At 44.4% G+C, this 17,546-nt stretch carries 13 protein-coding genes; 5 read left to right on the top strand and 8 right to left on the bottom strand.

Annotated features, from left to right (window positions below):
• Positions 1-71 precede the first annotated feature (71 nt).
• Positions 72-233, bottom strand: coding sequence for a hypothetical protein (locus V7K40_RS18065; RefSeq protein WP_334961992.1), 162 nt, complete (start codon positions 231-233; stop codon positions 72-74).
• A gap of 195 nt (positions 234-428) precedes the next feature.
• Here V7K40_RS18065 and V7K40_RS18060 point away from each other — a divergent pair, with 195 nt between their 5' ends.
• Both V7K40_RS18060 and V7K40_RS18055 read left to right on the top strand, forming a co-directional pair.
• A complete protein-coding gene (locus tag V7K40_RS18060; protein ID WP_334961990.1) occupies positions 429-1,187 on the top strand; it encodes a red chlorophyll catabolite reductase in 759 nt (252 codons plus the stop codon).
• Positions 1,188-1,718: 531 nt separating this feature from the next.
• The gene (locus V7K40_RS18055) at positions 1,719-2,366 is read left to right on the top strand and encodes a Uma2 family endonuclease (RefSeq protein ID WP_334962156.1); all 648 of its coding nucleotides are present in this window, start codon (positions 1,719-1,721) and stop codon (positions 2,364-2,366) included.
• A 143-nt stretch (positions 2,367-2,509) separates the two neighbouring features.
• Here the strand turns inward: V7K40_RS18055 and rpmB are convergent, their stop codons facing one another.
• The 3 genes from rpmB to clpB form a co-directional block, all read right to left on the bottom strand.
• A complete protein-coding gene (gene rpmB / locus V7K40_RS18050; protein WP_334961988.1) occupies positions 2,510-2,746 on the bottom strand; it encodes a 50S ribosomal protein L28 in 237 nt (78 codons plus the stop codon).
• 152 nt (positions 2,747-2,898) lie between these two features.
• The gene (gene htpG / locus V7K40_RS18045; RefSeq protein ID WP_334961986.1) at positions 2,899-4,890 is read right to left on the bottom strand and encodes a molecular chaperone HtpG; all 1,992 of its coding nucleotides are present in this window, start codon (positions 4,888-4,890) and stop codon (positions 2,899-2,901) included.
• A 569-nt stretch (positions 4,891-5,459) separates the two neighbouring features.
• A complete protein-coding gene (gene clpB / locus V7K40_RS18040) occupies positions 5,460-8,102 on the bottom strand; it encodes an ATP-dependent chaperone ClpB (RefSeq protein WP_334961984.1) in 2,643 nt (880 codons plus the stop codon).
• A 233-nt stretch (positions 8,103-8,335) separates the two neighbouring features.
• On the opposite strand from clpB, the gene V7K40_RS18035 reads away from it, so the two are divergent.
• On the top strand, positions 8,336-8,671 hold the full coding sequence (locus tag V7K40_RS18035) for a hypothetical protein (RefSeq protein ID WP_334961982.1): 336 nt from the start codon (positions 8,336-8,338) through the stop codon (positions 8,669-8,671).
• A gap of 306 nt (positions 8,672-8,977) precedes the next feature.
• Here V7K40_RS18035 and gloA read toward each other — a convergent pair whose 3' ends face one another.
• Entirely contained in the window at positions 8,978-9,412 is a 435-nt protein-coding gene (gloA, locus tag V7K40_RS18030; RefSeq protein WP_334961980.1) for a lactoylglutathione lyase, read from the bottom strand.
• Positions 9,413-9,678: 266 nt separating this feature from the next.
• On the opposite strand from gloA, the gene eno reads away from it, so the two are divergent.
• Entirely contained in the window at positions 9,679-10,968 is a 1,290-nt protein-coding gene (eno, locus tag V7K40_RS18025) for a phosphopyruvate hydratase (protein ID WP_334961978.1), read from the top strand.
• A 67-nt stretch (positions 10,969-11,035) separates the two neighbouring features.
• On the opposite strand, the gene argC is transcribed toward eno, so the two are convergent.
• Positions 11,036-12,094 carry an N-acetyl-gamma-glutamyl-phosphate reductase gene (argC, locus tag V7K40_RS18020; RefSeq protein ID WP_334961976.1) on the bottom strand — a complete coding sequence of 353 codons (1,059 nt, stop codon included), beginning with the start codon at positions 12,092-12,094 and terminating at the stop codon, positions 11,036-11,038.
• Between the two features lie 1,015 nt (positions 12,095-13,109).
• On the opposite strand from argC, the gene ribBA reads away from it, so the two are divergent.
• Complete coding sequence (ribBA, locus tag V7K40_RS18015; RefSeq protein WP_334961974.1) at positions 13,110-14,783, top strand: bifunctional 3,4-dihydroxy-2-butanone-4-phosphate synthase/GTP cyclohydrolase II; 1,674 nt, start codon at positions 13,110-13,112, stop codon at positions 14,781-14,783.
• 167 nt (positions 14,784-14,950) lie between these two features.
• Here ribBA and V7K40_RS18010 read toward each other — a convergent pair whose 3' ends face one another.
• Together V7K40_RS18010 and V7K40_RS18005 are read right to left on the bottom strand one after the other, a co-directional pair.
• Positions 14,951-15,829, bottom strand: a complete 879-nt coding sequence (locus V7K40_RS18010) for a peptidoglycan recognition family protein (protein WP_334961972.1) — start codon at positions 15,827-15,829, stop codon at positions 14,951-14,953.
• 514 nt (positions 15,830-16,343) lie between these two features.
• Positions 16,344-17,546: leucine-rich repeat domain-containing protein (locus V7K40_RS18005; protein WP_334961970.1), on the bottom strand; the 1,203-nt coding region annotated here is incomplete at its 5' end.

The following is a 17,546-nucleotide window of genomic DNA, read 5'->3' as shown; positions in this document are numbered from 1 at the left end:
CAAGTGGGAACGCCAAACACCAAACAGCCACGCTTATGACAACACAGCGTGGATTTATCAAACTATTTAATTCAACAGCTTAAACGCCCAGTAATCCCCATGTTTTTGGTGTAGAACTGTCTGGCGATCGCGCTGTGCCAGTTGCGTAAGTCTTGGTATTGTAAAATTGCAACAGCTTTGATATCAACAAGCTGATCTAAAGACAACTGACAATTTATGACTTTAGCTGCCATGAGTGCATCTTTTTCACAGGCAAATTGTCAACTAACTTGTAGCAATTGGCGAGTTGACATCATATGCCAATAAAAAAATTAAATTTATTCTCACAAAATTGGTACTCATTATCCCAGATTTACTTCGTCCTTAAAATTAAGAAGCAATCATGAAAGTTTTTATTGTTCATGCTCAATGTCCCAGCAAAAAAAACAATGATTTACCAAGAAATCAACTCAGATAATACATCTGTATTTGAGCAGTTATGGACTATTACAAACCAATTGCGACAAAAGCTAGAGAATCGTTTTCAGCTAAATCCAGCACATTTTACAAATGATTTAAATAGCTACAGCAGCATTGATGGAAATTTTCAGGGTTCACTCAAGGCTTTTTCTGGTACAGAAGTTGATTGGCTAGTCCATGTGTTGTCGCATAACGAAAGGTCAAATTTTAGTGTCATACGTCTGACTGTTTGGTTAGGGTCCCACATACGTGTTCCCCATCTAACGTTTGAGTTTGGTACGCTTCCAGATATTTTCTTTTATTTAGATTACATTCCTCGAACTGATTTATTAACAGACCTGGACTATCTAGAACGCTACTATGAGCCTGTTAATCAGTTATTCCTGAATTTGCAGGAGGAACCAAGTCTTTCAATGTACACCAGCAAGAGCGTGTATATTCGTCAATTTATGTCGCCTATCGGGTTATGCTATACAAGTCTAGCCACAAATGATACAGTCAACCTGCTTCGGACATTTGCAAACGAAATGCTCGAACGCTGGATAAACTGGGTAGACGAAGCAGAGCCTGTGCCAGAAGATATACGGACTGCTTTGGCAGAACGTGACTTGTTTTTGCGCCGTAGCAGTGCTGAACGAGACCCAGGGAATAAATTAGCAGAGCAGATGTTTGGTAAAGAATTGACTGATCAAGTAGTGCAGGCATTATGGGGAGGAGATAGGAATTAATCGCTGGCATATTGTAATATTTGTTACTATAAGCCGGACATGACCAAAGAGGCAGGGGGGCAGAGAGCAGGGAACAGGAGAGAAAGATTCTTGAATTCCACTGCTAGGTGTCTTTTCAAGCCCACTTCGGCTCAGCTCAGTGCATCGCCTAAATTTATTTATGCGTTGGCGTTGTCCACCGGATAACATACCCCCACCTTTGAGTACTTGACTAACTACTCAAATCAAATAATTTCCTTCATTATCGGGAAATGACTAAGGACAAGTTGGAGTAACAAGTAGAAACTAAATCAGGAACCAAAACCTCTGGGAACTCCAGAGGTTTTTCTTTAAACTACGCTTTTCTATCTAGGAGCGATCGCCCCTGTATGCAGTTCTATGAGGGGTTTTTTAAGCGGCTGATGTCCGACGACAAGCTGCTGTGTGTACAAGCATCCGACAATTTTAATGATGAAGCAGCAAAAATTGTGGTAGCGCATTAGTCAACTGGAGTAAGCTAAATCTAGGTTTGAGCTACTGGGAGTGGAGATGATGTTGTTGGAATTAAAGCGCATCCATGTTCCACCGGGACAAAGAGTGCTACTGCGAGATGTAACCTGGCAGGAATTGGAAACAATTTTAGAAGATTTAGGGGAACATCGTGCTGCACGAATTTCTTATGACAAGGGAATACTGGAGATTATGGCACCACTGCCAGAACATGAAGACGATAAAGAAATTATTAGTGATTTAGTCAAAGCGCTTTTGGAAGAATTAGATATTGAGTTTAGATGCCTTGGTTCTACAACTTTCAAAAACCAAGCAATGGCTCAAGGTGTAGAACCTGACCAGTGTTTCTATATAAAAAATGAATCTAAGATTCGCGGGAAGAAGCGACTAGATTTAACAGTAGATCCCCCTCCAGATTTAGCTCTAGAAGTTGATATTACTTCTCGCACTCATCCTAATATTTATGAAGCTTTAAAAGTACCTGAGCTTTGGCGTTTTGATAAAGGAAATTTACAAATTAATGTTCTGCAAGATGGGTATTATATAGAGTCTCCGCAAAGCCTAAATTTTCCTCTATTTCCACTAATTGAAACGATTCCCCAATATCTGGAGCAAAGTAGAACAGCAGGTAGAAATGCAACACTCAAAGCTTTTCATCTTTGGGTACAAAAGCAGATACAACAGAAATAATTCATAATTCGTAATTAATAATTAATTTTGGGTACTGAATTGCCTAATTTTAGTCCTATTTTGATAGGGAAGCAGGATGAGCAGCAGCTTTGGCCGCTTATCCTGTTTCCGCTACATAGTTTCAGGTTATAAATCCACGTTACTTAGTAATTATTCAGGTTAATACCAGCTTCTTTTGCCATTGCTTCTAACCCTTTAATATCTAGGGTTTTGATTGCTTTAGTAGACAGCTTTAATTTTACCCAGCGATTTCCGCCTGGCCACCAAACACGCTTGCTTTGCAGATTGGCGTGCTGAAGGCGTTTAGTACGGCGGTGGGAGTGAGAAACAGCAAAGGCGTTATTTGCCTTCTTACCAGTTAGTTCACAGCGACGGGACATAGCAAGTATCTCCAGATTGTTACTTTAATACAGCCTTTCCATTTTAGGTCTTAGTCAACAGAAGTAGGAAAGAAAGAAGAGGGATAGGGGACAGAGAGAGAAATAACTCCTAACTCCTGTAGAGACGCGATTAATCGCGTCTCTACTTCTAACTATTTACTAGCTTGTTCCGTCAGCTTAGTGAGTACCTCATTCGAGCGCTCGACAAAGGATTTCATCCCTTCAGCGTCAAATCCTTTCTGAGACATCAGCGCTAAATCGTAGACATGTTGACAAATCAAGTTTACTAACTGATCTGTAGGCGATTGACCGTCACCTTGAATAATACTACCTTGGTTAAGATTTACCAGATTTTGAATCAGCGGGTGAGCAGTATTCACCAGCAAAACGTGATCTTCAGGAAAATCTACTGTCTGCTGCTGCATCATGGCGTTCATTTCTCGCATGCGGCGGAGAATCTCTGGTAAAAGCACGATCGCAGGTGGTGTCCCTTGAGGATCGTCTGATTTCAAAGCTTCGGTGCGAATGTTGAGTTTGGGTTTGTTGAGAGATTTTTCAAATAACTCTTTGATCACCTCACTCCGAGTTTTGTTCGTCTTGGGATCAACAATTTCCTTAGCTTTGTCTTGTTCCAGCAGGGTATTATCTAAATCTGAGTCCACCCGCGTAAATTTAACATCCTGATATTCCCGCTCTAGGAAGTTGATAAAGTGGGTGTCGATGAAGGAGTCCATAAACAGGACTTCCAAGCCTTGATTTTTGTGTAGTTCTATATAGGTAGCTTGGGTTGCTGCATCGGTGCTGTAGAAAACCCGGTTTTCGTGACGTTCTTTATTACGTTCTAGATACTCTTTGAGCGTAGTATAGGGAGCATTGGGTGCTGAGTTCTCAGGACTGGCTGAAGCAGGAGTGACATCTTGCCAAGCATCTCCCTCTGAAGACTGTACTTCGACTACTGGAGTTTCAGCAGCAGGCTTTTCTGTCAGCTTGGCGGTAGTGCGGAAGATGATGATATCTTCAATTTGTTTTTTGAATTTCTCGTCGTTGAGAACGCCGAATTTTACAAAAGTACCGAGGTCTTTCCAGGCGCTAATGTATTGTTCACGGTTGTCACGGAAAAGTTCTTTGAGGCGATCGCCTACTTTCTTGGCAATGTAATCACCAATTCGTCGCACGGTGCGATCGCCTTGCAAAGCGCTGCGCGATACGTTCAGAGGAATATCGGTGCTATCAATCACACCCCGCATTGGAGTTAGAAATTGCGGAATAATTTCTTCGCAGTTGTCGCTAACAAAAACTTGATTACTAAATAGCTTGATCTGCCCTTTAGTAACATCTACATCTGGCCTCATTTTGGGAAAATACAGAATCCCGTTGATGATAAAGGGATAGTCAGTATTTAAATGTACCCATAACAGCGGTTCTTCCTGAAAAGGATACAGGTAGCGGTAAAACTCTAAATATTCTTCTTGACTCAGATTACTCGGAGACTCTCGCCACGGTGCTATTTGCTTATTTAATACTTCACCTTCTAGTTTTATCGGTACTGGCAAGAAATCGCAGTAGGTCTTGACAAGATTCTTAATCCGTGCATCTTCTAAAAATTCCTCTTCTTCTCCTTGCAGGCTAAGAGTAATAGTAGTACCACGAGTTGTCCGGGGCGATTCTTCTAGAGTGAAAGCTGGGGAACCATCACAAGTCCAGTGAACTGCCTGTGCCCCTTCTTGGTAGGATAGAGTATCAATTTCTACCTTTTGTGCCACCATGAATGAGGAGTAGAAGCCAAGACCGAAGTGACCAATAATCGGTTGATCTGATTTGCCTTCATACTTATGAATAAATTCTTCAGCACTAGAGAAGGCAACCTGATTGATATATTTCTTAACTTCTTCTGCGGTCATCCCGATACCGTTATCGGAGATGGATAGGGTTTTGTTATTTTTGTCAATGGCAATTTCAATTTCTGGTTCGCCAATATCTCCAGCGTAATCTCCAGCACGGGATACCATTTTCAGCTTTTGGATGGCATCTACGGCGTTGGATACCAGTTCCCGCAAGAAGATTTGATGATCTGAGTAAAGCGACTTCTTAATGATCGGGAAAATATTCTCAGTATGAATACTGATAGTGCCTTGTTCTAGCATAATTGGTAATCTTCGACGTTAGTATCTGAAATGATGATAGTGGCTAATACAGCCTAACCCTCTGTTTTCCAGGATAAACCCGGAGAACACACAAAGGCATCAAGCAATTAGGATTTTAAAACCATAACTTAGGCGATTGCTGCTTTTTTGAGCATTGTTTGCCCCCATTTTATGATTCGGATTTCCCTACTCCCGATTTTCATCGCAGGTTTATTACCCCGCATCCTCCGACCAAGCTGTAAAATTAAACTGGTATTAGACGCTGATTTAATGTCTTTAACATCAGCGCTGACAGAAATATTATTCTAAGCAGCTTTTGAAGATATATCACCTTCTCACTTCCACTTAAAATACTAGTTTAAATTAACCAAATTCTCGGTTTTTGATGGTGAAGACTGAGAAACTGAGAATGACAACATAATTCATCTAGAAGCGGTAAACTGATGTAGCGATCGCCTTCTCACTTTAGAGCTTGTGCGATCGCACAGCGTCTTGTAGAGAATAAGAAAAATGAACCCACGGAGGTGGGTTTTATCTGTGTAGCCGCCATTTCTAATCGCCTTCTCAGACTATGTAGCAATCTGTGGTACTGACACCTTCACCAGCGCTTTTTTGCTAAAAGACAGACCATTTTCATTTTTGTCAATGATAATCGTGTCTCCAGAGATAAAAGTATTCTCCAATAACTTGGTGGCCAAAGGATTTTCTACTTCTCGCTGAATTGCCCGTTTCAGTGGACGGGCACCGTAAACTGGGTCATAGCCTGATTCGACAAGGTGATCGCAGGCTGATTGGGATATCTCAAAGGAGATTTTTTGCTCTCGGAGGAGATTTTCTACCCGTTTGAGTTGAATGCGGATGATATGCCGCATTTCCGTGCGATTTAAGGTATGGAAGAGAATAATGTCATCAACGCGGTTGAGAAATTCCGGGCGGAAATGCGATCGCAAAGCTTCCATTACCCGCTTCCGCATCGTTTCATACTTGGAATCATCACCAGATACATCCAAAATATGTTCACTACCTATGTTACTGGTCATGACAATAACGCTGTTACGAAAATCTACTGTCCTTCCCTGAGAGTCAGTAATTCTCCCATCGTCTAGCACCTGCAATAAAATATTGAACACATCGGGGTGCGCTTTTTCCACTTCATCCAGCAGCACCACTGAGTAGGGACGGCGGCGAATCGCCTCGGAAAGTTGACCACCTTCTTCATAGCCTACGTATCCTGGAGGCGCTCCCACAAGGCGAGAAACTGAGTGTTTTTCCATATACTCAGACATATCTAAGCGCACCAATGCATCATCAGAATCAAAGAGAAACTGAGCTAAAGCACGCGCAAGTTCGGTTTTGCCCACACCTGTAGGGCCCATGAACAAAAATGAACCAATGGGACGCGAGGGGTCTTTCATCCCCGCACGGGCGCGACGAATCGCTGCTGCTACGGCTTCTACAGCCTCCTCTTGCCCAATGACTCGTTGATGTAAATGACTTTCTAGTTGCAGTAATTTTTGCCGTTCCGATTCCAACAGGCGATTGACAGGGATTCCTGTCCACTTAGCGACGATTTCGGCAATATCGGCTTCGGTGACTTGTTCTCGCAGCAACGTAGAACCTTGATTTTGAATTTCTAAAAGGCTCGCTTCTTTGGCTTCGCGCTCGTGCTGTACTCCCTCCAATTTGCCATATTTCAGTTGGGCAGCTTTATTTAGATCATAAGCACGTTCCGCCTGTTCAATTTGCACTCGCAGCGCATCTTCTTCTTTCTTTAAGGCGCTTATAGCCTCCAATATCTGCTTTTCACCTTGCCATTGCTCATTAAATATTTTCTGTTTTCCCGTTAAACTCGCGATTTCTTGCTCAATTCGGTGCAAACGTTCTTTAGTTTGGGGAGTACCCTTTTCTTCGCCAGCTAATGACAGCTTTTCCATTTCTAACTGCATGAGGCGGCGATCAATGGTTTCCAATTCCGCTGGTTTGGAGGTAATCTCCATTTTCAACTGTGCTGCTGCCTCATCCACTAAATCAATGGCTTTATCTGGCAAGAAGCGATCGCTAATGTAACGCGCTGACAGAGTTGCTGCTGCTACCAAAGCCGAATCAGAAATTTTAACGTTGTGATGCACTTCATAGCGTTCTTTCAATCCCCGGAGAATGGAAATAGTATTTTCCACACTTGGTTGATCCACAAATACTTGTTGAAAGCGGCGTTCTAAGGCAGCATCTTTCTCAATGTGTTTGCGGAACTCGTCTAGGGTAGTAGCGCCAATGCAACGCAGTTCTCCCCGCGCCAGCATTGGTTTGAGCAGATTTCCGGCATCCATTGCCCCTTGTTGAGTGGAACCGGCACCGACTACGGTATGCAATTCGTCAATAAACAGGACGATTTGACCGTTAGATTCCGTAACTTCTTTCAGGACTGCTTTCAGGCGTTCTTCAAATTCTCCTCGCAATTTGGCCCCAGCAATCAAACTGCCCATATCTAAAGAGATGAGTTGGCGGTTTTTCAGAGATTCAGGAACATCACCATTTACCATCCGCTGTGCCAAAGCTTCGGCGATCGCTGTTTTACCTACCCCAGGTTCACCAATTAATACCGGGTTATTTTTGCTCCGACGAGACAAAACTTGAATTACTCGCCGAATTTCGTCATCCCGCCCAATCACTGGGTCAAGTTTTCCAGATTTTGCCTGTTCCGTTAAATCTCTGCCAAATTTTTGTAAGGCTTCATAGCGGGATTCTGGTGTTTGATCAGTCACCTTTTGGCTGCCGCGAACGGCTTTGATAGTAGCTTCTAGTTTTTCTGTATCCGCACTAAAGCCTTTGAGTATCTTTCGTCCAATGCGATCGTCTTCAGCAAATGCCAAGAGGATGTGTTCCACGGAAATGTAGGAGTCTTTCATCCTAGCTCTAGCTTCCTCGGCTCGGTCTAGTAAAACATCTAAATTGCGGCTAAGGTAAAGCTGATCACTTTTACCAACTTTGGGCTGACGTTGGGTAAAGGCTTCTAGCTGCTGTTGCAAGCGGATTGGATCGACCTCAGATCGAGCCAGAATACGTATTGCTAGACTAGTGGGTTCTTCTAACAGGGCAAGAATTAAATGTTCAACATCTAATTGCTGTTGTTGATAAGCACGGACTATATCCTGAGATTTAACAATCGCTTCCCAGGCTTTATCAGTAAATTTATTCGGATCTGTAGGTTGCATCTTTAAAATTTTGGAATTTTGATTTTTAGTTTAGAGATTGGGGGCTAGGGATTGGGGATTGGGCACTGGGGATTGGAAAAACTCTTCCCTAGTCACTAATTATCCAGACATTCTCAGCGTATATCCGCGTGTATCTCAGGTGGCAATTTAGGATTGGTAATTCGGTGATAGTTTACTCTATTACCTATTTCCTAATTTAAAACGAAAACACTGTTCTGAGCGGACTTTGCCAAATGGTACTATTGGAGCGATCATTATTAGTGTTGATTGGTGTTGTTTATCAACGACAAGATGGGGGTAATACTAATAGGATTTACGCAGAAGAAGATCCCTTAAACCGCCTAAAAAGGGGAGGCAAAAAGAGAAAGCCACTGCGGTCTTGTCCCTACAGCCCTTCCCTAACGGGACGCCTTGCGGCGAACGGGCATCCTACGGCAGGCGCTAGCCTCTGGCAATGTGAGAAGGGGAGACGCTGTTCGCATTCGAGAGGCAAGTCTTGCGACACGCTGTTCGCGTTCGCCAACGGCATAGCAACTACTCTACCAGACGCTACGCGCAGCGTCTGGTAGAGACCGTCTGGGGTTTCCCCAAGTAGAGGAGCCAGCCGTGTGGTGTTAGCGCAGCGTTAGCGACGTAGGAGCGTCGGAACGAGCGTCCGTAGGAGCGTCGGCAGTCCGGTCTTCTCCCATTCGTCAGAGGCTAGCGCCTGCCGTAGGATGCCCAAAGGGCTGTAGGGGGTTTCCCCCAGGAGGAACTGCCGTGCATGGTCTCCCGACTTGAGCGGACTGGCATCAAGTGGCGTGAGACACCAAGGGCGAACGGTGACTCAGCACTACTGAAGCTCAACTCATCACCTATATTCTTAATTATAAGAATTACTGACTCACAAGTTGCTCTTGTGATTCCTGTTTGACTGCTGACCCTTGAGTTCCCAGTTGAATCAATTCAATTTTATACCCATCTGGATCTTCCACAAAAGCAATTACTGTCGAACCATGTTTCATTGGCCCTGGTTCGCGCACGACTTTACCGGCTTGATTGCGGATTTCCTCACATGTAGCGTAAATATCATCAACACCAAGGGCAATGTGACCATAAGCATTACCCAATTCGTATTTTTCCACCCCCCAGTTGTAGGTTAGTTCTATTACCGTATTGTCGCTTTCGTCACCATAGCCAACAAAAGCCAAGGTAAATTCTCCCCCTGGATAATCTTTGCGGCGCAGTAATTTCATTCCCAAAACTTCACAATAGAACTTTAAGGACTCTTCGAGGTTGCCCACCCGCAGCATTGTGTGTAGTAATCGCATGAGCTTTTCTCTGTAATTAATTTAGTGTTCTCTGCCAATATTTTACCTAGCTGAAAGTCTGAAGGTAGAAATGCCATCAGGGAAAAAATTAAAAGGTAAAGGACAAGATAAATGTGACTTTACCCATTTTTGGCATTGCTCCCTATTCATATAATGGAAATCTTCTTTAATCTCAGCCAATAAAGTCTCTTAAACGCCTATGCTAGCGATTGGGTTAGGCAACTGGACTGTATGCGTAACAGACTCGAATAAAGGATAAAGTACAGATGAGTAACATTCTAGATACTGCCATTGAGGCGATCGCATCTCGCGAAATTCTCGATTCACGGGGTAGACCGACAATTGAAGCCGAAGTGCATTTAGCCAACGGTGTTGTAGGACTAGCGCAGGTTCCGAGTGGTGCCTCTACTGGCACTTTTGAGGCTCACGAACTGCGTGATGGCGATAAAAGCCGTTACGGGGGCAAAGGCGTACTTAAGGCAGTACAAAACGTCAAAGAAGCACTTGCACCACAATTGCTAGGCTTGGATGCCCTCAACCAAGAACTGCTTGACCGCACGATGATCGCTATAGATGGTTCTGCTAACAAATCCAATTTGGGGGCTAATGCGATTTTGGGGGTTTCCCTAGCAGCAGCTAAAGCTGGTGCTGAATCTCTAGAAATTCCTTTATATCGCTATTTGGGTGGGCCTTTAGCGAATTTGCTACCAGTGCCGTTGATGAACGTGATTAACGGTGGCGCACACGCATCAAATAACGTCGATTTTCAAGAGTTTATGATTGTCCCAATTGGGGCAACTTCCTTCCGGGAAGCATTGCGCTGGGGTGCAGAGGTGTTTGCTACCCTCAGTCAGGTGTTGGATGAAAAGGGTTTGCTCACTGGTGTAGGCGATGAAGGCGGCTTTGCCCCTAACCTAGAATCCAATCAAGTGGCTTTGGAATTGCTAGTTGCTGCCATTAAGAAAGCTGGTTATAAGCCAGGGGAAGAAGTAGCTTTGGCCTTGGATGTGGCAGCTAGTGAGTTTTACAAGAATGGGCAGTATGTTTACGATGGTAAACCTCACGCCCCGGCTGAGTTTATTGATTACCTTGCTCAACTGGTTGATCAATACCCAATTGTGTCAATTGAGGATGGCTTGCACGAAGAAGACTGGCAAAGTTGGCAATTGCTCACCCAGAAGTTAGGTTCGCGGGTGCAGTTGGTAGGAGATGACTTGTTTGTTACCAACGCCACACGCTTGCAAAGAGGCATCCAGGAAAAAGCTGCTAATGCCATTTTGATTAAACTCAATCAAATTGGTTCTCTCACCGAAACCTTGGAAACGATTGATTTGGCAACTCGCAGCGGTTTCCGTTCAGTAATTAGCCATCGTTCCGGTGAAACTGAAGACACAACGATCGCCGATTTAGCCGTAGCGACCCGTGCCGGTCAAATCAAAACAGGTTCCCTCTGTCGCAGCGAACGCGTAGCAAAATATAATCGCTTGCTGCGAATTGAAGATGAACTAGGTGATCGCGCCGTTTATGCTGGTGCTGTGGGGTTAGGACCGAAGTAGGTGCTGGGGACTGGAGATTGAGCGCAGAATTGTTCCCAATGCCCAATGCGCCATGCCCCATGCCCAATTAAGGATAAAACCCCAACTTGGGCAACCCCAAGGTTTCATCCCAGCCCATCATCAGGTTTAGACACTGAATCGCTTGCCCCGCCTGTCCTTTAATTAGATTGTCAATTGCTGACATGACAATCACGCGACCTGTACGCGGGTCAACTTCTACACCGATGTAACAAAGATTGCTACCGTTAGCCCACTTGGTTTGGGGGTAAACGCCGCTACCGCAGATTCTCACCCAAGGAGAGTTGCGGTAGAAGGCTGAGAAAATTGTAATTAAGTCATCTCGCACTAGACCAGGATCGCGCAGTGTGGCATATACCGTTGCCAAAATACCGCGCACCATTGGGATAAGATGGGGTGTAAATTGGATCATGAGTTCGTGACCAGCTAAGTCACTGCAAATTTGCTCAATTTCTGGGGTATGACGGTGACGACCGACATTGAAAGCTGCTATCGAGTTGTCTGCCTCAGCTAGTAATAAATTGGTTTGAGCTTGCCGTCCACTGCTAGATGTGCCGGACTTGGCATCGATAATAGCTGTTTCTGGTACGATTAAACCTTGCTTTAAGAGTGGCGAAAGTGCAAGGAGACTAGCAGTGGAATAGGAACCAGGACAACCAACGAGTTGAGCTTCGGCAATGCGATCGCGATACAGTTCTGGTAATCCATAAACCGCTGTAGCAGCAGTTGAGCGATCGTTTCTCTGTGTCCCATACCAACTTGTATAAGTTGCCAAATCACTGAACCGATAGTCTGCACTCAAATCCAGTACTTTACATCCTTTTTCTAATAGTTTGGGCGCGATTTGGCAAGCCAGACCATTTGGTAAAGACAGGAAAACTACTTCACAGCGGTGAGCAATTATTTTTGGTTCTACCGCCTCTATTGGCAGGTTAGCTGCATGAGCCAGATGCGGGTAGATATCTCCAAAGCATTTCCCGATACTGCTCTCACCACCTAAATAAACCAGTTCGACTTCTGGATGATCCATCAGTAGTCGTACTAACTGTACTCCGCCATAGTCCGACGCGCCAACAATCCCAACGGGTACGCGTCTAAATTTGCCCATGATCTGAAATCCTTATCCCATGAATGGTTAATTCGTTCTCAGCTATCAACAATATCAGCGACTAGACTCACAGCGTACAAAACAGCTGAAACCCCTCTACTTTTTTTGGACGCAAACAGGGAAGAGTACATGGGGAAGGGGTGAGGCGGTAAGCAAGTCAGAGTCTTCTGTATAAGACGCTGTGAGAAGGGGGTTCCCGTCGAGTCCCTTAGCGCTAGCGGTAGCGTTAGCGAAGCGGTAGCGATAGCGCAGCGTTAGCGACGTAGGAGCGTCGGAACGAGCGTCCGCAGGAGCGTCACTTCCAACCCGAAGGTGAGGCGGCGAAATTATCAAATATTCTATTTGTCCCCCTTGTCCTGTTTATCCTTGACTGTCGCTGCACTCTATTACTAAACGCCGATTTTAAGGGCAGAAATTTTTGCCACGTTATCAAATCATAAAATAACTCGGTAAGTGGGAAACTCAGTCACTTTAGGGCTGAGAGGGAAGTGATACTAAGGGCAAGCCCAGTGACCACTCGTGCAGTAAAAAATGCAGTCAGTCTATGTTAAAATTAAATTGTGAGTAGAAATAACTATTTACATTTTGAAGTATCTTAGTACGGAGAAATCCCGGCTCCCATCAAACAACGGTTAGCAATAACAGCTAACGGCAGTATGACTTGAAAGAGCAAATAATGGTGAGTCCAGTCCTGTTGGCGTAGCATCTCCATTAGGAGAAGGGTTTTCCGTTGGGCAGGTTGTGTATCTTACCACGTTTTGGCAAGGGGAATGGACTCTGAAAGCTTTAAGAAAAACAATAATTAAGCGCAATTGCAATACCTTTAGTAATAGTAGTTTTTTTGAGCATCTAGGGGTATACTTGACTATCCCTTCCATGCTTGGCTTGGAGAAAGGAGCGTATCTTTAGACCTGAGAGTGTCAATGCTAGTCTACTTCTCTAGTCTTATAAAGAAGCTACAATCTAAAAGAAGAAATTGTTAAAAAAATTTACGTTGGTAGCTGGAAATCTTTCTGTGTCACAGCCTAATACTAGTCAAGCTTTTAAATTTGATTCGATTGATGCCGCCTTAGCAGACCTAAAAGGTGGTCGCGTGATTGTAGTGGTAGATGATGAAAATAGAGAAAATGAAGGCGACTTAATCTGTGCTGCCCAATTTGCCACACCTGACATGATTAATTTCATGGCGGTGGAAGCTAGAGGGCTGATTTGTTTGGCAATGACAGGCGATCGCTTAGACGAACTAGACTTACCCTTGATGGTAAGCAACATTACAGATACTAACCAAACTGCCTTCACTGTTAGTATTGATGCTAGCCCAGAATTGGGTGTAACCACTGGCATCTCAGCGGAAGACCGCGCCCGCACTATCCAAGTTACTCTCAACCCGGCCACAAAATCTACTGATTTACGTCGTCCTGGTCATATTTTTCCGATTCGGGCTAAAGCTGGAGGCGTACTCAAACGTGCCGGACATACAGAAGCTGCTGTGGATTTAGCTAGACTAGCAGGGCTATACCCATCTGGGGTAATTTGTGAAATTCAAAACTCCGATGGTTCAATGGCGCGGTTGCAACAATTAGTTGAATACGCTAGACGTCATAATTTAAAAATTATTAGTATTGCGGATTTAATCAGTTATCGCCTACAGCATGATCGCCTCGTATATCGTGAGGTGACTACCAAGCTACCTAGTCAGTTCGGTCAGTTTGAAATTTACGCCTACCGCCACACTCTGGATAATACAGAACACGTTGCAATTGTCAAGGGCGATCCAGCTAACTTTAAAGATGAACCAGTAATGGTGCGGATGCACTCAGAATGCTTAACTGGTGACGCTTTGGGTTCTTTGCGCTGCGACTGTCGGATGCAGCTTGTAGCTGCCCTGAAAATGATTGAGTCTGCTGGTCAAGGTGTAGTTGTATACCTGCGTCAAGAAGGACGGGGAATCGGCTTAATTAACAAGCTGAAAGCCTACTCATTGCAGGATATGGGACTGGATACAGTGGAGGCGAATGAGCGTTTAGGATTTCCTGCTGACTTACGAGACTACGGGATGGGGGCACAAATGCTCATGGATTTGGGTATCAAAAAGATTCGTCTGATTACCAATAATCCCCGCAAAATTGCTGGAGTCAAGGGCTATGGGTTGGAAGTAGTTGATCGCGTGCCATTATTAATTGAAGCCAATGACTACAATTCTTATTACCTGGCAACGAAAGCGAAAAAACTGGGTCACATGCTGTTACAAACTTATCTGGTAACAGTAGCAATTCATTGGCAAGATGACCCAGAAGCTGTAACAGAACGTTATGAACGCTTAGAAAAACTGCGACACTTATCGAGAAGTAATGATTTATTGTTACAGGAAGAAGCGCGTCCCTTAGCGATCGCTATATTTGACGAGCCATCCTTAACAGTACACTTGGGCTTGGATCAACCAAAAGTTGCTAGTTGCGATTGGTATCAACAAAGTGGTCATCCTTATATCCAGGCTATCTTCCAAATTCTAGACAACCTAGCAACTTTGCCTTACATTCAGAAACTAGAATTTCTGATTTCCTCTGGTTGCGATCCTTTGAGTAATTTACAAGTTCAACTGGATCGAGAGACGTTCCCTGATGGTACACTGCCTTCATCGATTAGCGATCGCCTGGAGACGCAGCAAATTTATAGCTTTAGCAAATAGGTTGGCTGATTTTCTTTTTAATAAATTTTGTCGGGGAGCCAGTGCGTTACTCTGATTAAGAGAGTTGTAGCAACTGGTGAACCAGCGCACCCAAGTTGGTTTCCTTCTGTAGGCGACTGGTAAATCCGAAGGGCATTGTGTTATCGCCGAAAGTACCGCACCACTTTTTATTTACTTACTCTATAGATTGGTCTGATCTGACGATAAGTATTAAGTAAGTCCAGAAATTTATTCCCATCAAAATTTATGGGGTCAACTTTTTTACCAGAACGGTCTACCAGATGGTGGGTAGTAATGCGATCGTCTGGGACTTGACTTTGAGCAATTAACCAAGCAAGAGAATCATATTGGGCTTCCGTGTAGCCGCTATGGGTTTGTTGGCTGCTACTGTCATAACTATCTGGCGGTGTTTCCAAAGAAACGTGATAAGCAAAATTATTTACAGACGCTGGCAAATTCGGATTAGTCTGCACAGTTTCTACTCCTTGTGGACTCTCAAATACTGAGTTAGCTGCACCAAAAGCTCGCTTTTCTGGCGGTACTAAATAAACTACCGTTCCGTCTAGCTTGATTAAGGCGTGGTAACTTGCTTGCACGCTTTCATCGGTATGGGCTACTTGAAAGAAATTAATGGCGCTAGAAGCAGAATAACCAGTTTCATGGAGGACGATAATCGGTTGGTTGTTAAGAGTTACACCGTTAACATCTTGGGCGTACCGTTCTCCATAGTTAGTTGGGTCAACCGAAGCAACTTGATAATTAGGTCTGTACTGTGCAAAAGTTTGAGTGGTTACGTACCTTGCTAAAGGCTTGCTAATCTTGACTGGGGACTTGATAACACGTTGAAATTTCTTTTCTGGCTCTTTCGCTGATTGGAATTGTGCCTGGGGATATTGACTCCAGGCTGTAACCTGGGGATTAGATGTATGGTATGTTATCCGATTATTGTGTAATTGTGTCGCTCGTCCAATTAGCAGCACTGCAATTAAAGCCATGAACATCAGCGAGATTAGTATCACCCTAGTCGCCCAGTCTTTAAACCTCATTTTTTTAATAGCCGTAAAACGGTAGATATTAACTTATAGCTAAACTGGCGTGTCTTTCGTAGGGGCGCACAGCTGTATACCCCTACCGCCTATGGTATCCAAACGAGAATCGCTATAATACTTTAATTCTAGTTAAATTTACGTTACTAGTATATGTTGCAATCCTAAGTAATTGTTTTAGATGCTTCCTCTGTCTAGGGAGCTATTTAAATGCTCTCAAAACCATTGCTACCGTGAAGTTAGATCCCCGACTTCTTTAAGAAGTCGGGGATCTGGACACCACGAATTTTTACATCTCTACAAATCGAGATCGCAATCTCAAATCTAATATAGTTAGCGTTTATACTCTGCTGCGTGGTGTTCGCATAGCCATAGGTAACTTAGTGGCTGATTCTGCGATCGCCTTCTGAAGTTCTTCAATGCCAAGGCTGATTTTAGAGCTAATTTTACAGTGTTCGAGAACCTGGTGGTACTTGTCGCGTAACTCTTCACCGACGAGTAGCAGCTTAGAAACCTAATGCCCTTCGCTATCCTCTAACCTTTCTCGCAGATAACTGAAAATCGCTTCTATTCCCTGCTCGACAATTTCAGATGGTGGCGAGGTTAATGGATTGTTAGAGAGGTATAGCTCAGTCAAGTTAGAGAGTTGGCAGATTTCTGGCGGCAGTCTGCTGAGTTGATTGTTATCGAGGTATAGCTCAGTCAGGCTGGAGAGTTGGCTAATTTCTGGTGGCAGGCCGCTGAGTTGATTGTTATTGAGGTGCAGCTCAGTTAAGTTGCAGAGTTGGTTGATTTGTGGCGGTAGGCTGCTGAGTTGATTGTTATCGAGGTGTAGCCCAGTCAAGTTGGAGAGTTGGCTGATTTCTGGCACCAAGCTGCTGATTTGATTGTTAAAGAGGTATAGCTGAGTCAAGTTGGAGAGTTGGCTGATTTCTGGCGGCAGGCTGCTGAGTTGATTGTTATTGAGGTCTAGCCCAGTCAAGTTGCAGAGTTGGCTGATTTCTGGTGGCAGGCTGCTGAGTTGATTGTTATTGAGGTATAGCCCAGTCAAGTTGGAGAGTTGGCTGATTTCTGGTGGCAAGCTAGTGAGTTGATTGTTATCGAGGTCTAGCCCAGTCAAGTTGCAGAGTTGGCTGATTTCTGGCGGCAGACTGCTGAGTTTATTGTTATATAGGGATAGCCATGTCAGGTTGGAGAGTTGGCTGATTTGTGGCGGCAGGCTGCTGAGTTGATTTTTATCGAGGAATAGGATTGTCAGGTTGGAGAGTTGACTGAATTCTGGCGGTAGGCTGCTGAGTTGATTGTTGTTAGAGAGGGATAGCCATGTCAGGTTGGAGAGTTGGCTGATTTGTGGCGGCAGGCTGCTGAGTTGATTGTTATTGAGGTATAGCGTTGTCAGGCTGGAGAGTTGGCTGATTTCTGGCGGCAGGCTGCTGAGTTGATTGTTATCGAGGGATAGCCTTGTCAGGCTGGAGAGTTGGCTAATTTCTGGCGGCAGGCTGCTAAGTTGATTGTTATTGAGGGATAGCCTTGTCAGGCTGGAGAGTTGGCTGATTTCTGGCGGCAGGCTGCTGAGTTGATTGTTATTGAGGGATAGCCTTGTCAGGCTGGAGAGTTGGCTGATTTCTGGCGGCAGGCTGCTAAGTTGATTGTTATTGAGGGATAGCCTTGTCAGGCTGGAGAGTTGGCTGATTTCTGGCGGCAGGCTGCTGAGTTG

This window comes from Nostoc sp., from assembly GCF_036917195.1.
Classification (GTDB): domain Bacteria; phylum Cyanobacteriota; class Cyanobacteriia; order Cyanobacteriales; family Nostocaceae; genus Nostoc.
This window is presented reverse-complemented; position numbering and strand designations above follow the sequence as displayed.

What these genes read in the sequence shown, in the direction of transcription:
- eno (WP_334961978.1), top strand. Translation starts at nt 9,679, where the DNA reads ATGAGTAACATTCTAGATACTGCCATTGAGGCGATCGCATCTCGCGAA.
- argC (WP_334961976.1), bottom strand. Translation starts at nt 12,094, where the DNA reads ATGGGCAAATTTAGACGCGTACCCGTTGGGATTGTTGGCGCGTCGGAC.
- V7K40_RS18010 (WP_334961972.1), bottom strand. Translation starts at nt 15,829, where the DNA reads ATGAGGTTTAAAGACTGGGCGACTAGGGTGATACTAATCTCGCTGATG.
- V7K40_RS18065 (WP_334961992.1), bottom strand. Translation starts at nt 233, where the DNA reads ATGGCAGCTAAAGTCATAAATTGTCAGTTGTCTTTAGATCAGCTTGTT.
- htpG (WP_334961986.1), bottom strand. Translation starts at nt 4,890, where the DNA reads ATGCTAGAACAAGGCACTATCAGTATTCATACTGAGAATATTTTCCCG.
- clpB (WP_334961984.1), bottom strand. Translation starts at nt 8,102, where the DNA reads ATGCAACCTACAGATCCGAATAAATTTACTGATAAAGCCTGGGAAGCG.
- V7K40_RS18055 (WP_334962156.1), top strand. Translation starts at nt 1,719, where the DNA reads ATGTTGTTGGAATTAAAGCGCATCCATGTTCCACCGGGACAAAGAGTG.
- rpmB (WP_334961988.1), bottom strand. Translation starts at nt 2,746, where the DNA reads ATGTCCCGTCGCTGTGAACTAACTGGTAAGAAGGCAAATAACGCCTTT.
- gloA (WP_334961980.1), bottom strand. Translation starts at nt 9,412, where the DNA reads ATGCGATTACTACACACAATGCTGCGGGTGGGCAACCTCGAAGAGTCC.
- V7K40_RS18060 (WP_334961990.1), top strand. Translation starts at nt 429, where the DNA reads ATGATTTACCAAGAAATCAACTCAGATAATACATCTGTATTTGAGCAG.
- V7K40_RS18035 (WP_334961982.1), top strand. Translation starts at nt 8,336, where the DNA reads ATGGTACTATTGGAGCGATCATTATTAGTGTTGATTGGTGTTGTTTAT.